Source organism: Duncaniella sp. (assembly GCF_029054785.1).
Taxonomy (GTDB): domain Bacteria; phylum Bacteroidota; class Bacteroidia; order Bacteroidales; family Muribaculaceae; genus Duncaniella.
Genome location: NZ_JAIDEN010000025.1, coordinates 1 through 14272, shown reverse-complemented (window position 1 = coordinate 14272; position 14272 = coordinate 1). Strand labels below are relative to the sequence as shown.

Here is a 14272-nt window from a genome sequence, read left to right as displayed (position 1 = left end):
ACGAAAAAAGCAAGATAATGGAAATAGATCTGGTTTATCTGTGGGTCAACGGTAATGATCCTGTCTGGCAGGCAAAGCGCCAGGCTGTTGCCGGAAACGTAGAAACCCGTTCGTCTGCAAATTGCAAAGGCCGTTATGTCGATAATGGAGAATTGAAATATAGCCTTCGTTCTGTCGATCGTTATGCTCCCTGGATTAGGAAAATCTTCATTGTAACTGACAATCAGGTGCCGGAATGGCTCGATACTACCAACCCTAAAATCCAGATTGTTGACCATACCCAAATTTTGCCTAAGGAAAGCCTTCCTTGTTTCAATTCGGCATTGATTGAACATTTCTTGTTTCGCATTCCCGGATTGTCAGAGCATTTTATATATGCCAACGATGACATGCTCTTAAACCGGCCTGTGACACCGAATACTTTTTTTGAGTCAGATGGATTTCCAATCGTCCGGATGCATCGTAAACATTTCAGAAAATTCTATCTTTGGTTCAGGGAAAAAGTTTTGAAAAAGAAACCCACTAACCATGTGCGGCTTATATCAAATGCCGCTGCTTTGGTCGAGGATAAATATGGTATATATATTGGAAGCCGTACCCATCATAATATTGACGCCTATTGCAGAAGTGATTATGAACGTGTTCATAATATTTTTAAGGATAATATAGCGAAGGTATTGTCTCATCATACTCGCAATGATAAAGATATTGAGCGTCAGATATATTCTTATGTGCCATTGATTGAGAAGCGGGCACATGTGGAATATGTCGATGGAAATACGTCGTTCCGTATTCAGATACACAAAGTACGGCAGTATGAAATGATGGAAGAGTTTAATCCAATTTTTCTTTGTTTGAATGATTCGGAATATGCTCATGATTCAGACCGTATGAGATCAAAAGAATTCCTGGAGGGGCGTTTTCCTGAAAAATCACAGTTTGAAAAATAGAATATATTATTGATGGATACAATGGAAGTGGATCTGGTTTATCTGTGGGTCAACGGCAATGATCCGCAGTGGCGCGCAAAGCGTAATGCTGCTATCGGACGCACCGAAGCTGATTCGGCTGTCAATTGTGATGGCCGCTATGCTGACAATGACGAGCTTAAGTTCAGCCTGCGCGCTGTGGAGATGTATGCCCCCTGGATCCGGAAGATTTTCATTGTGACTGACAATCAGGTTCCGGAGTGGCTTGATACGACCAATCCGAAGATCCGCATCGTGGACCATACCGAGATCATGCCGCCCAAATGTCTGCCTTGTTTCAATTCGGCTTTGATTGAGCATTTCCTTTATCGGATACCGGGTTTGTCAGAACATTTTATATATGCGAATGACGACATGTTTATAAACCGTCCGGTCACTCCGGCGGATTTCTTTATGTCCGATGGTCTCCCGATCATCCGTTTCAGCCGTCGTCCGTTCAGAAAGCTGACTCTGTTTCTGAAAGAAAAGGTTTTGGGCCGCAAGACAAGCAACTATAATCATACCATACAGAATTCAGCCCGTCTGGTTGAGAAGAAATACGGTGTTTATATCGGACATAAAACCCATCACAATATTGACGCTTACAACAAAAGCCTTTGTCGGCATGTTTTCGAAGATGTGTTCAGAGACGACATAGAGCCTACGCTGACAAATCATGTGCGTAGCGACAATGACATACAGCGCAACATATATTCCTATGTGGCGATTGTTGAGAAAAAAGGCCATTTGCAATATGTGACGCGAAAAACTTCGTTCCGCTTCCACATCGACAATCATTCCCACTACCGGAAATTGGAGAAATACAATCCTATGCTTTTCTGCATGAATGATTCTCAGTATGCCGATCAGGCGGACCGCGAGCGTGTTACCGAATATCTGAAGACGCGCTTTCCACGCAAATCCGGCTTCGAAAAATAGCCCTCTTATTCGGCAATGTCGTTGAGGTCGTAGCGGTTGAAATAGTCCATCGGGATTGTCCGCTGAGTGCCGCTCGCTCTGCCGCGGTTCTGTTTTTCGACAAATTCTTCTTTTGATCTTACTGCATAATGATTGATGCGGATGACATCCTGCTGCGGCTCGCGTTCGCGGAAGTTGCGGGTGATCGGTTCGCCGTGTGAGTCTGCGGCCACGCCGTCGATGCGCGCCGCTTCATGGCAGCCGGTCATGGTGAAGACGCGCCGCGGGTTGACGATGCTTTTGACGTGACGGTTCAGCGGATGAGAGGGGAGCGAGTGGTGTCTGAATCGCTCCATCACAGGTGCCGGTGATTTCTTCTCGGCCCCGCCGCTGCCATAGATGAGCCAATTGATCTCGACCGCCGGAGAGCCGGCGAAACGTTCCAGAAATTCGGGGATGGATCCGTCGGCGAGAGGTACGATGAATTCGTCGAGGTCGATGAAGGCTAACCAGCGGGTGTCGAAGCGATGGCGTTCGATGCAGTCGTCATAGGCGGCTATCTGGCGGCGGTAGCCTCGATAATAGATGTATTCGACCGTTCCGGACTCGATGTAGGGTTGAAGCACTTCGCGGGTGCAGTCGGTGCTTTCATTGTCGTAGATATAGAATTTTTCCACGCCTTGGCCGATGTGCCAGTCGAGCCATTCCTTGAAATAGGGGCCTTCGTTTTTGGCGATAGCGCAGACCGCAAGGAAGCAGTCAGGCTCGGTGTGGTCGCGTTTGAGGCGGAGCTTCAGCTTCAGGGCTTTTCTGACTCCGTAGCGCAGGATGCCGCGCCAGCGGTTTCGTGCCATTTTGCGGGGGATCAGTCCGGCGATGATTTCTGCTGCTGTCTTGTTCATGGTGGCGTGGAGATTTTCTTAGAGGTTGTTTTTAAACAACCTCTTAAAGTTCGAAACTCGATTTTTCAGGCAGGATGCTGTCAAAGGCGTCTTTGACGGCCTGCATCACCTGATCATAGTTCCTGATGTGGATGTTGTCGTTGAGGCAGATGAGGGAATATGACTGGTTGTAGATGGCTTTGATGGCCTTCTTGGATTTGATCATCAGCGGGAACATTTTGGTGTCGCTGTATGTGTTGTAAGGCTCGAAATTGCCTTTGCAGATCTGCCAGGTGCGGAACAGTTCGGGGGTGTAGTCGCTTGACGCGCGGAAGCGGTTGGCCGATGTGGCCGTCAGCTCCTGGCCCTCTGCGGCCCAGACTTCCTCGAAAGTGCTCTTCAGGTAGGGCTGGGCATTGTGGGGGGTGCGGAGGGTGATGAACTTGTCGTAGTGTTTCAGCAGATAGTTCCAGCGGGCGCGTGAGCCGTAGCTCTTGTCAAACCATTTGTCGTGGAACTTTGCCATGACCTCCGGCTTGTCGAAGTGTTTGTTGATGAGGCGGATGTTGTTTTTGATGCGGCGGTACCACTGCGACCATGAGGGGTTGTACTGGAAGGCGGCGATGTCGCAGGGAAGCCCGTTGCGGAAGAAGCGTTCGGGACCTATGGAGTTGATGATGTAGAAGTCGTCGTTGAAATAGACGAAGTGTTCCGCCAGTCCGGGAATCCTGTGGATGTAGCGTTCGATGACCACGGAGTTGTAGGTCGGCAGGAATTCCTGGGGGATGTAGTCGCTGTGGCTGACAAGGTTGATCTTAGGATTGTTCTCGTCGAGCCATTCGGGTTTCTGTCCGCTGGTGATGAAGTGGATCTTGCGCACCCAGGGAGCGAATTTCTCTACTCCCCGGAACCAGTATCTCAAAAAGCCGTAGTCACGGAAACGGGCATCCGTGACACTGTTCTTTTCAGTGACGGTCTTGTTGGAGTATTTGGCAAACTCGGCTTTCCACTCCGGGTCATCCATGTTGACCCATGTTATTACAAAGTCTATTTCCATGTTTCGGGCGTTAGAGGTTTCCGCCTGGCTCGGACAGTTCGGCATGTTTGAATCGGTTGTGGGTCCACAGATAGAGTTCCGGTTTTTCACGGATGGCTTTTTCGAGCAACTCGTAGTAGATCCGTGTCAGTTCGAAATCGGGGAGAGACTTCGGATTTTCGTGCATTTGGATGAATTCGGCTTCATAGTATCCGCGGCTGACTCTGTTGACCCGCAGAAACCAGGCTTCAAATCCATAATGCTTGGTGATTTTTTCAGTTCCGGTCAGGACCGGGGTTCTGTGATGGAGAAATTGCAGGAAATGACGCACTTCGCGCTTTTTGGGCGACTGGTCGGCAATGAAGCCTATGACGGAGGTCTGTCCCTTGGCGGCCATCTCGGTGATGTAGCGCGCGGTCTTGTACATGTCGACATTCACGGCTCCGTGCGATGCGCGGTGTTCAAGAATGATTCTGTTCATGTTCTTGTTGCGCAGTTTGTGGTAGATCTGAGCCGGGACGGCGCTTTTTTCAAGATGGAGCGGCATGGAGGAGATCCATTCCCAGTTGCCGTAATGGCCGAGATAGAGGGCGATGGACCGTCCCTGGCGCAGGACGGAGTTGCCGGCCTCGACGTTGGTGAAGCGCATTCTCCGGCCCATCTCTTCGGGCGACATGGCCGACAATTTGAAACTTTCGGCTATGTTGTCGGCGAAGAAGCGATAGGACTTTTTCTCGATGTCGCGGATTTCGGCAGGAGTTTTTTCGGGGAAAGATTCGGTCAGATTTTTGCGTACTATCCCGCGGCGGTAACGGACCACGTGATACAAAAGCAGATACAATCCGCCAGACATGACGTAGAGCACGCAGAATGGCAGACGTGACATCAGTTTGAAGAAAAATCTGAGCAGATGGTATGTCATTTTCTGTTTATTAAAATACCTTTTGGTGCATTTTAGAAGAACAAAATTATCTAATTTTTCCAATACGGACAAATTAATGTTTAATAATATTTAAATTCACAGGCCATTGTCATGTTTTGAGGATGGAAATAGGTTGATATTTCGTTTTTTGTAGTAACTTTGTCGAATTGGAGCTTGTTTTAAACAACCTCTTGGATATCAAATTGCACATATATATTCGTCCGAAAAAGGAACCTCATTATCATGGAATACTCATTATTTGATCCTGACTTTTGGCGGCATCTTGACCAGTCGATTCTGTTTGCAGTAAACGGAATGCACATGCTGTTTTTAGATAAAGCGATGTGGCTGATCAGCGGAAAACTCTTCTGGGTGCCGTTTTATGTGATGCTTGCTGTATTTTTAGGCTATCGCCTTGGAACGCGCAAGACAATCCTGATCCTGCTGTGTATCGCTGCCATCATAACTCTTGCAGATCAGACCTGCGCCACTTTCATCCGCCCGTTTTTCGAGAGGCTGCGTCCCTCACACCCCGACAATCCCGACAGTGCGTTCATTCAGCTCGTCAACGGCTATCGCGGTGGGCGATATGGATTCCCCTCCTGCCATGCGGCCAACACCGTGGCTCTGACGGTGTTTATTATTCTTGTGACGAGACTGAAATGGCTCTCGGCGGTGATGATAGTCTGGATGATGGCCGTGTGCTACTCAAGAATGTATCTTGGAGTGCATTATCCCTCTGATCTGCTTGTCGGCGGAACGGTAGGGGCAATTTATGCGGTCTTGGTTTACTACGCTTACAAGTCCATACTGAAATGGGATGCCCAGCGCACGAGCCTCGATCTCCGCGGGGCTTAGAGGGTGTATAAATCAGACATATCACATATCAATCACGGATTCATGAAAACCTTGCGAATGTATCCCGGCAGCATCAACGAACGCTATCTTGACGAGGTGGTCGACTGTCTGCGCTCTGGCGGGATAATCATCTACCCGACCGACACGCTCTATGCAATGGGCTGTGATGCGCTCAACAACGGGGCTATCGAGAGACTTTGCAGGATCAAGGGTGTCAACCCGCAGAAACAGACGCTTTCGGTGGTCTGCGACGGCATTTCGATGGCCAGTGAGTATGCCCGCATTGACAATGAGGCTTTCAGAATCCTGCGCCGCAATCTGCCGGGGCCGTTCACTTTTGTGCTTCCGGCTGCCACTTCTCTGCCAAAGGTTTTCAAGGGGCGCAAGGAGGTGGGACTCCGCGTCCCTGACAATCCGATCGCTATGGCCATAGCCTCCCGCCTGGGACATCCGATATTGTCGTCATCGCTGAAAGTCGACGACGAGGTCCCTGAGTTTGATCCGCATGAGCTTGCTCTCTCTTTCGAGGGGCAGGCTGAGTTGCTGATTGACGACGGCGAGAGCGGCAATGGCGATTTCGGCTGGACTCCCGGCCCTTCGACTGTGGTCGATCTCACGGACAGCCATGCGCCTGAGATCATCAGGGAGGGGAAAGGTGAGCTGCAATAAAATGCGCGTCTGAAGTGGATTTCAGGCCCCTTTGCACATCTGCTCTCGAAGAGTATGTCTAAATTTTTTATCGAAACGTGTCACTGAAACGAATTACTCCCGAAGAATATTCCCGGCTGTTCGGTGCCGGTGCCCATCGGTTCAACTCCGTCGCATTCAATCAGCTAAACAGTGAAAAATGTGAAGAGCTGCACTTTCTTGCATTCTGTGACGGAAAGGGGAAGGAGAGGCTCGGAATCGTGTTGGGCGAACGTGCCGACATGCTGCGCTCGCCTTTTTCGGCTCCTTTCGGCGGATTTGAAGAGTGTGGGGGCGGGCGGCTGTCGTTCTGCCTGGAATTTGCCCGTGAACTGAAAGCCTATGGCGAGAGTTGCGGCAAACCGGTGGTGATCACTTTCCCTCCGGCCTGCTATGACGGCGACAGTTCGATGTTCACCCGTCAGACACTCTGCGCTCTTGGAGGCGGAGGCTCTCAGCTTCATGCCGATTTCAATTATCACTACTGTCTGGAGGATTTCGACGACTTCAGCGCGAGGCTCTGGCCCAACGCGCGGCGCAATCTTGCGGCGGCTCTCCGCAGCGGTCTTGAATTTGTCCGTTTCGCCGATCCGACAGACAGTGAGATGGCCGAGGTCTACAATATTGTCCGCATCAACCATGAGAGTCACGGCTATCCGGTCCACATGTCGCTGGCAGATGTCATGGCTACTTCAAAAGTCATCGACATGGATTTTTTCATGGTGAGGAAAGATGGGCTCGGTATAGCTTCGGCGATCATCTACCGGACTTCGCCGGAGGTTGTTCAGCTGATCTACTGGGGCGATCTGCCTGAGGGTAGGAGTTGCCGGGCGATGAATTTTCTGTCATACAATATCATACGCCATTATTCCGAAACACGCGCCGCGAGCGGTCTGCGGTTTTTCGACCTCGGTCCGGCTTCTTCCGACGGAGTGCCTGCCGTCGGTCTCTGTGATTTCAAGGAAAGTATCGGTTGCCGCCTGACTCAGAAGGTGACAGTCAGCTTGTAGAGTCAGAATGTAGCCCCCGAAAGCGGCGCCAGAGTGGCTGGTATGGGGCCCGCGAATTAAAAAACAGCGTCCGGCAGTTCTTTTTTGGGTGAACTGCCGGACGTTTTGTTTCGTTATGTGAAATCGTGTTTTATCTTTGCCTTTCGTGGCTGGAGAGTGTAGAGGCTGTCCGCACCGAGGGGGAGATGTTTTATTCGTCGAATGTCATTTCGTCAAATCCTGCGGCGTCAAATTCGTCTTCGTTGAACTCTGTCGAGCCGTAGAATTCATCGTCGAGATCAGTCGAGGCTGCGGCCTGGGCTGCCTTTGCGTCGATCTTCGCATCGAAATCGTCAAGGTCGATGAACTGCGATGGTGCGTCGCCCATCGAGATTGTGCACAGGGGGTCCTTGAGGCTTTTGCCGGGGATCGAATTTTTCATTTCGATGAAGAATGACCGGTCTGTCATGTAGTCGAACACCCAGACCATCCGCTGTCCGTCATCTTCGATAAAGTCGCTGAGCGGGGTGTCTTCCATCAGGTAGACGTCTTCTGAAGAGTCGGAACCCATGTCTTCAAGACAGATTTCCTGATTGCGTTCCCAGCCGTCTTCGCAAAGGAAGAAGGAGCTGAACTGGCCTTTGTCATAGCCGACAGAGTCGCAGATTGCGTTACGGAGATCAAGGAATGTCGCGTCAGCGTCGATCTGAATTTCGCGTTTGAAGTTGTCTACTTCATCAGATACTATGCGGAAATTGAATATCATATTATGGAAGATGTTTTTTTGTTTTTGCAGTTTTTCAATTAAAAAATCAAGCCTTGGCAGGCTTATAAGCTTCTATGCTGCGAAAGTAGTAACTTTTTTTTAAATCGAAAACAGTTTGGCAAAAAAATTGCAAGGGTGTTTGGTTACATTGCATGTTACATAGCTCGCTATGCAGCTTCGATTCAGAACTATATCCACCTCAAACATTTCGCTCAGATTTTAACGATTGTGATTAAACATACTCTAAGTTATACCTCACTTTAGGTCACTCCCAGTTGATTTCAAGGTCGCGCAGAAGTGTGGCGGAGGCTCCGACCGATCCTGTGTGCTGGACGGCTACGGAGGTTCCGGCTGTCGGGGCTACTGTGGCTGACAGGCTTACGTCAGGTCTGACCGCTGGATTTCCGGTCTGCGACCGGGGTTTGTCTGTGCGCGCAAGGGCTGAGAGTTTGTCACCGCGCATTTCGACGATGATCGTGCAGGGGTTGCGGAAACAGTCGGATGCAGTGCTCTCGCTCACGGGACTGACTTTGCCGTTGTCATATTTCACAAGGGTGAATGTGACTGCCTTGTCATAGTCGGGTGTGCGTTCGATTCGGAGTGCGTAGCCGGTCAGGGTGACAGGGTCGAATTTTATGCAGATGTCCATATATTGGCCCGTGGCGCTTCCGAAGCCTTGACCCGGTCCTTTGCAGGGTTCGGCGATGAGACTCACGCGCATGTTGCGGCAGTTTTCACGGACAGGGGTGTAGAAAAAGCGGGCGCCGCGTGTGGCCTGCACAAGTCCTGTACCGGTAGCTGCGTCAGTGGCTTTGCCGTAGTACCAGCTGAGATTTTCGTCAGGAGTCCAGTCGTGGTCTGAGGTGTCGGCAGGCTTGAATGTATCGAAATGCCAGAAGCCTTGGCGACCGGGTGTGCCTTTGCGGATGGGTACTTCTGCAAAAGATGTTAGGATCGCTTTCTCGTTCTTTTGCAGTGACCAAAGAGTTTTGATGGACACGGCTTCTGCCATCGACGCTTTTGCCGGAAGTCCCTGATGGGTGTCGGATCCTTTGGGCGAAACTGACGCGGAGATGTAGAAGCCACGGTCGGCGCAGGTCAGGGGATAGATCCGCGCGCTTGAACCGCGTCCGTGGCGGATTGCGGTGCTGTCAGAATGGTCGGGGCGGGTCGAGCGGTACCATACAATATAGCTGTCATCGCGTTCGCCATCAGATAGCTGATAGCTTAGAGTGAGAGCCTTTTTGTCAATGGTGATGACCGGTGATGAGGTGAAATGCGGGGCCGGCTTGAGGTTGGCGGCAACGGTGACCGTTGTGGCGCCTGTCAGTCCGTCGGCTGACGAAGCTGAGATTTCGCAGTCCATCTCGCGTGGAAAGCTGTTGGCGCTGACGGCTGTGGTCTGTCCGTCTGATCTGACAAGCCTGAGGGTTGTCGGGGCGTTCCAGGTAAGTGCAGAGGTGCTGACGGAAGCGGGATAGTCGCCCCACAGGCGTAAGGAGGGGGTGAGGGGCAGGCTGTCGTTCTGCGCTGCGAGCTTTTTCGCCGGAGAGTTGAGCCGTAAGGCTACGGGAAGTCCGGTCAGAGGTTTGGCCATCCGGGTTTCGAGTTCTTTTATCTTCGGAAGTTGGCTGAGCGGGTCCCAGCCGTCGTCGCCCGCAAGGAGATTGGGGGTGTTGTAGACGGTCTGATTTCCGTCAGTGACTTTATAGGCAAGCAGAAGCGGTGACCCGCTGATGACTGAACTGAGACCGGGGCGGGCGGCGTCGATGTTGACCGGCGAGCCGTTGAGCGAGATGTTGCTCTGGTAGCATCGCTGTGAAGATACGTCGCGAGTCCACTGGAGCGTCACGGGATTGTCGGAAGTCCAGCGGGTGTCAATCATGGTCACCATGCCCGGAACTTTGGTGAGATACTGTGTGCCGCTGACTTTGGTGTGGATGTCGCAGTTCAGGAAGACTGCGCCTGTGGAGGCTGTGGAGTAGAATGGTTTTCCGCTGAAGAATGTGAACCGGCAGTCGAGATAGACGGCTGATCCGCTTAGAGCATCGTCGGTGCATTCGAAATAGCAGTCCTTGTAGAGCGAGCGCCTTGCGCCGACAAATGGACACAGATTCAGACGGCTGATGAAGCGGCAGTTGCGGGCGAAGAGGCGGTCAGTGTCCTCGCAGATTCCCAGCTGGGCCTGAACGATGGCTTCGCGGCGTTTTGTGCGGTTCAGTTTCGGATCGCGCGGATAGACGAGATCCACGTTGCAGTAGTTGCCGAACGTCATGTTCTCAGTCCGGAGGCTGTGGCCTTTGAAATGGATCATGGTGAAGTTGCCGAGCGCTCCCTGGGTCTGCCCGCGGTTGACGGCGAAGACAATGTCTTCAGGATTGTCGGAAAGTCCGGTCAGCGACAGGGTGTCACAGCTGATTTCGACGGCGTAGGGGACGGATCCTGAGTTCTGCGGATTGCGTCTGATGGCAGGATCATCCGGATCGTCGAGCCAGTAGACTCCGGGTTCGACCAGAAGCACAATGTTTGTGGAACCGCTCTTGTTGATGGCCTCGAATGCCTTTGCGGGGTCGTTGAATGTGTATGGCGATGACGCTGACGCTGCGGCCGGATCGGAGGTCAGCAGCAGTGTGTCCGGTCCTAATCTGTGGTCCGTGGTGGCTGAGATTGTGATGAATGGTATGGCGGAGAGCGCGCCGAATGTCAGGAGCTGTTTCAGCATGGTGGTTTAAGGTGAAATAGAAAACCTCGGACGGACTGGCATTATGTTGACAGATCGCAGCCAGTCTGTCCGAGGAAGGGAAATTTGGTTCAGACTCTTGGAGTCATCGTTTATTCATTCACTTCAAGGTTGAGGTTGAACTCTTCGTTCCAGGGCAGACCGTCTTTGGCGAGTTCTGCGAGGAACGGATCGGGATCGAATTCCTCGACGTTGTTGACGCCGGGTTTGACCCATTTGCCGGTCAGGAACATCATTGCGCCTACCATAGCGGGCACACCGGTAGTGTAGCTGACAGCCTGCATGCCGGTTTCATGATATGCGGCCTGGTGAGAGCAGTTGTTCCAGATGTAGTATGTGAGGGGCTTGCCTTCCTTGTCGAGACCTTCGATGCGGCAGCCGATCGAGGTTTCGCCCTGATAGTTCTCGCCGAGATCCTGAGGATTGGGGAGAACGGCTTTGAGGAACTGGAGAGGCACGATCTTCTGACCGTTGTAGTCGACCTCGTCGATGCGGGCCATGCCGATGTTCTGGATCACACGCAGGTGTGTGAGATATTCCTGACCGAAGGTCATCCAGAAACGGGCACGTTTGATCGACGGATAGTTCTTGACGAGTGATTCAAGTTCTTCGTGGTAGAGAAGATAGCTTTCACGCTCGCCGATGTTGGGATAGGTGAGTGTCTTGTGGATTTCGAGAGGACCTGTTGTCACCCATTTACCATCCTGATAGTAACGTCCGTTCTGAGTGATCTCGCGGATGTTGATTTCGGGATTGAAGTTGGTGGCAAAAGCTTTGCCGTGGTCTCCGCCGTTGCAGTCGACGATGTCGAGATACTGCATGTCAGAGAAGTAGTGTTTGGCGGCATAGGCGGTGAACACTCCGGAGACTCCGGGGTCGAAGCCACAGCCGAGGATAGCTGTCAGTCCGGCTTCCTCGAAGCGCTGTTTGTAGGCCCACTGCCATGAGTATTCGAAATGGGCCACGTCCTTTGGCTCATAGTTGGCGGTGTCAAGATAGTTGACTCCGCAGATGAGACAGGCGTCCATGATGGTGAGGTCCTGATAGGGAAGAGCCACATTGATGACGAGTTCGGGTTTGTGGCGGTTGAAAAGCTCGACGAGCTGGGGAACGCTGTCGGCATCGACAACGTCCGAGCTGATGTTGGGCTTTCCGATGGCCTCTACAATGGCGTCACACTTGCTGCGGGTGCGCGAAGCGATGACTATTTCGGTGAAAACTTCGGGGTGCTGGGCACACTTGTGAGCGACTACGGTTCCGACACCGCCTGCTCCGATGATTACGACTTTTGCCATTATTATATATTAATGTGTAATTGATTTAAAATTATCAGTCACGCTGGTTGCCGAAGAAGCGGAGAAGATAGAGGAAGAGGTTGATGAAGTCGAGATAGAGATTCAATGCACCGATTGTGGCAAGATGGCTTGCGTAGGCCGGAGGAGTGTTGAGGGCCAGCTGCTTGATCTTCTGGGTGTCCCATGCGGTGAGACCGATGAAGATCAGGACTCCTGCGATCGAGATGATCCAGTCAAGCTGGGTGCTTTTGGTGAAGATGTTGACAATCGAGGCGATGATCAGTCCGAAAAGGGCATACAGAAGGAAGTTGCCCCATTTTGTGAGATCTTTTGTGGTGAAGTAGCCATAGACGCTCATTGCACCGAAGGTGCCGGCGCAGATGAAGAATGTCTTGGCGATGGATGTCATCGTGTAGATCAGGAAGATCGGCGCGAGAGCCAGACCGTTGATGGCTGCGAAGACAAAGAAGAGCATGTTGGCCGTTGTCGAGGAGATACGCATCAGACGGGATGACATATAGATCACGATGCCGACTTCGGCAATCAGGAGTCCCCAATAGAAAATACTGTGTGTGAGCATGAAGCTCATGTAGCCTGTCGAGCTGGCGCAGAAAAGGGAGATAAATGCCGTCACAAGCAGGCCGAGGAACATTTTGAAATAGACGCGCTTCATCACAGAAGATGTGGTCTGGATGGCTTGCTGCTGGGAGTTGTGATAGTTATTGTAGTCGTTGCCGCCTCCGAAATAGGGAGGAGGAGTCTGCTGATTGTAATTCATACTTTTTTATAAATTAATTTAATAATCAATGTATCTGTTCATAGATAGAACAATTCAGTCTTACATACGTTCAGGAACGTTGATGCCGAGCAGGTTCATGCCTGTTCTTATCACGCGTGCGGTCTGGCGGCTGAGTTCAAGACGCAGTGAGCGCACGGCGATGTCTGTTTCCTTGAGGATCGAGCAGTCATGGTAGAACTGGTTGTAGATCTTCACGAGGTCATAGACATAGTTGGCGATGAGTGCCGGGCTGTATGTCTGGCCTGCGGCCTGGACTGTTGCGGGGAAGTCGGCGAGAGCCTGGATGAGGGAGATCTCTTTTTCTCCGGGCACAACTGTTGCGTAGTCAGTGATCTCCATGCCTTCTTCTGCCGACTTGCGGAGTACGGAACAGATTCGGGCGTAGGTGTACTGGATGAAGGGTCCTGTGTTGCCGTTGAAATCGATTGACTCTTTGGGGTTGAAAGTCATGTTCTTGCGCGGGTCGACCTTGAGGAGGAAGTATTTCAGTGCGCCAAGTCCGACGGTTTCGGAGATGTTGTCGATTTCCTCTGCGCTCAGACCGTCGAGTTTGCCGAGTTCAGCCGAGACGGTGCGGGCGGTCGATACCATGTCGTCCATGAGATCGTCAGCGTCGACAACGGTTCCTTCGCGTGACTTCATTTTGCCTTCTGGCAGTTCGACCATGCCGTAGGAGAAGTGGACGAGGTCCTTGCCCCACTTGAATCCGAGACGGTCGAGAAGGATGGAGAGCACCTGGAAGTGATAGTTCTGTTCGTTGCCGACCACATAGATCATCTTGTCGATCGGGTAGTCGCGATAGCGGAGCTTGGCGGTGCCGATGTCCTGGGTCATGTAGACAGAGGTGCCGTCGCTGCGGAGGAGCAGCTTGTGGTCAAGACCTTCACCTGTCAGGTCGGCCCAGACAGATCCGTCTTCCTTGCGGTACATCTTTCCGGCTTCGAGGCCTTCGAGCACCTTTTCCTTGCCTTCGAGATATGTCTCGCTCTCGTAGTAGATCTTGTCGAAGTCGACGCCCATGCGTTTGTAGGTCTCGTCGAAACCTGCATAGACCCATGAGTTCATCATTTCCCAGAGAGCGCGGATTTCAGGATCTTTGTTTTCCCACTTCACGAGCATCTCGCGGGCCTCTTTCATGAGGGGAGAGGCGGCTTCGGCCTCTTCCTTGGTCATGCCTTTTTCTTCAAGGTCCTTGAGTTCGGCTTTGTAGTGCTTGTCAAAGAGCACATAGAAGTCACCGATAAGATGGTCGCCTTTCTTACCGGTCGATTCCGGAGTGGCACCTTCGCCCCATTTTTTCCATGCGAGCATAGATTTGCAGATGTGGATGCCGCGGTCATTGACTATGTTGGTCTTGATGACGCGGTTGCCACAGGCTTTCAGTATCTCTGCAAGGCTGAAGCCGAGCAGGTT

General features: G+C 51.7%; 13 protein-coding genes. 5 read left to right on the top strand and 8 right to left on the bottom strand.

The window, feature by feature from the left end:
* Positions 1-17: 17 nt before the first annotated feature.
* Both K2H17_RS01200 and K2H17_RS01195 read left to right on the top strand, forming a co-directional pair.
* Complete coding sequence (locus K2H17_RS01200; RefSeq protein ID WP_300130424.1) at positions 18-950, top strand: stealth family protein; 933 nt, start codon at positions 18-20, stop codon at positions 948-950.
* 12 nt (positions 951-962) lie between these two features.
* The gene (locus K2H17_RS01195; protein ID WP_300130422.1) at positions 963-1907 is read left to right on the top strand and encodes a stealth family protein; all 945 of its coding nucleotides are present in this window, start codon (positions 963-965) and stop codon (positions 1905-1907) included.
* A gap of 5 nt (positions 1908-1912) precedes the next feature.
* Here K2H17_RS01195 and K2H17_RS01190 read toward each other — a convergent pair whose 3' ends face one another.
* Genes K2H17_RS01190 through K2H17_RS01180 form a run of 3 tightly spaced genes read right to left on the bottom strand, consistent with a single transcriptional unit; the run spans position 1913 to position 4725 of the window.
* The gene (locus tag K2H17_RS01190) at positions 1913-2788 is read right to left on the bottom strand and encodes a glycosyltransferase family 92 protein (RefSeq protein ID WP_300130420.1); all 876 of its coding nucleotides are present in this window, start codon (positions 2786-2788) and stop codon (positions 1913-1915) included.
* Positions 2789-2831: 43 nt separating this feature from the next.
* Positions 2832-3824, bottom strand: a complete 993-nt coding sequence (locus K2H17_RS01185) for a stealth family protein (protein ID WP_300130417.1) — start codon at positions 3822-3824, stop codon at positions 2832-2834.
* A gap of 10 nt (positions 3825-3834) precedes the next feature.
* Entirely contained in the window at positions 3835-4725 is an 891-nt protein-coding gene (locus tag K2H17_RS01180; protein WP_300130414.1) for a lysophospholipid acyltransferase family protein, read from the bottom strand.
* A gap of 243 nt (positions 4726-4968) precedes the next feature.
* Here K2H17_RS01180 and K2H17_RS01175 point away from each other — a divergent pair, with 243 nt between their 5' ends.
* From K2H17_RS01175 to K2H17_RS01165, 3 genes are all read left to right on the top strand, one after another.
* A complete protein-coding gene (locus K2H17_RS01175; protein WP_300130412.1) occupies positions 4969-5583 on the top strand; it encodes a phosphatase PAP2 family protein in 615 nt (204 codons plus the stop codon).
* Between the two features lie 42 nt (positions 5584-5625).
* Entirely contained in the window at positions 5626-6252 is a 627-nt protein-coding gene (locus K2H17_RS01170; protein ID WP_300130409.1) for an L-threonylcarbamoyladenylate synthase, read from the top strand.
* Positions 6253-6329: 77 nt separating this feature from the next.
* Entirely contained in the window at positions 6330-7280 is a 951-nt protein-coding gene (locus K2H17_RS01165) for a hypothetical protein (protein WP_300130407.1), read from the top strand.
* A gap of 190 nt (positions 7281-7470) precedes the next feature.
* Here the strand turns inward: K2H17_RS01165 and K2H17_RS01160 are convergent, their stop codons facing one another.
* The 5 genes from K2H17_RS01160 to argS form a co-directional block, all read right to left on the bottom strand.
* Entirely contained in the window at positions 7471-8025 is a 555-nt protein-coding gene (locus K2H17_RS01160) for a hypothetical protein (RefSeq protein WP_300130405.1), read from the bottom strand.
* A gap of 265 nt (positions 8026-8290) precedes the next feature.
* On the bottom strand, positions 8291-10747 hold the full coding sequence (locus K2H17_RS01155) for a hypothetical protein (protein ID WP_300130402.1): 2457 nt from the start codon (positions 10745-10747) through the stop codon (positions 8291-8293).
* Between the two features lie 110 nt (positions 10748-10857).
* A complete protein-coding gene (locus K2H17_RS01150) occupies positions 10858-12060 on the bottom strand; it encodes a saccharopine dehydrogenase family protein (RefSeq protein WP_300130400.1) in 1203 nt (400 codons plus the stop codon).
* Positions 12061-12094: 34 nt separating this feature from the next.
* Entirely contained in the window at positions 12095-12838 is a 744-nt protein-coding gene (locus tag K2H17_RS01145) for a Bax inhibitor-1/YccA family protein (RefSeq protein WP_300130398.1), read from the bottom strand.
* Between the two features lie 60 nt (positions 12839-12898).
* Positions 12899-14272: arginine--tRNA ligase (gene argS, locus K2H17_RS01140; RefSeq protein ID WP_300130395.1), on the bottom strand; the 1374-nt coding region annotated here is incomplete at its 5' end.

Excerpts from the sequence above, each read along its gene's own strand:
- K2H17_RS01200 (WP_300130424.1), top strand. The coding sequence starts at position 18 with ATGGAAATAGATCTGGTTTATCTGTGGGTCAACGGTAATGATCCTGTC.
- K2H17_RS01195 (WP_300130422.1), top strand. The coding sequence starts at position 963 with ATGGATACAATGGAAGTGGATCTGGTTTATCTGTGGGTCAACGGCAAT.
- K2H17_RS01190 (WP_300130420.1), bottom strand. The coding sequence starts at position 2,788 with ATGAACAAGACAGCAGCAGAAATCATCGCCGGACTGATCCCCCGCAAA.
- K2H17_RS01185 (WP_300130417.1), bottom strand. The coding sequence starts at position 3,824 with ATGGAAATAGACTTTGTAATAACATGGGTCAACATGGATGACCCGGAG.
- K2H17_RS01180 (WP_300130414.1), bottom strand. The coding sequence starts at position 4,725 with ATGACATACCATCTGCTCAGATTTTTCTTCAAACTGATGTCACGTCTG.
- K2H17_RS01175 (WP_300130412.1), top strand. The coding sequence starts at position 4,969 with ATGGAATACTCATTATTTGATCCTGACTTTTGGCGGCATCTTGACCAG.
- K2H17_RS01170 (WP_300130409.1), top strand. The coding sequence starts at position 5,626 with ATGAAAACCTTGCGAATGTATCCCGGCAGCATCAACGAACGCTATCTT.
- K2H17_RS01160 (WP_300130405.1), bottom strand. The coding sequence starts at position 8,025 with ATGATATTCAATTTCCGCATAGTATCTGATGAAGTAGACAACTTCAAA.
- K2H17_RS01155 (WP_300130402.1), bottom strand. The coding sequence starts at position 10,747 with ATGCTGAAACAGCTCCTGACATTCGGCGCGCTCTCCGCCATACCATTC.
- K2H17_RS01150 (WP_300130400.1), bottom strand. The coding sequence starts at position 12,060 with ATGGCAAAAGTCGTAATCATCGGAGCAGGCGGTGTCGGAACCGTAGTC.
- K2H17_RS01145 (WP_300130398.1), bottom strand. The coding sequence starts at position 12,838 with ATGAATTACAATCAGCAGACTCCTCCTCCCTATTTCGGAGGCGGCAAC.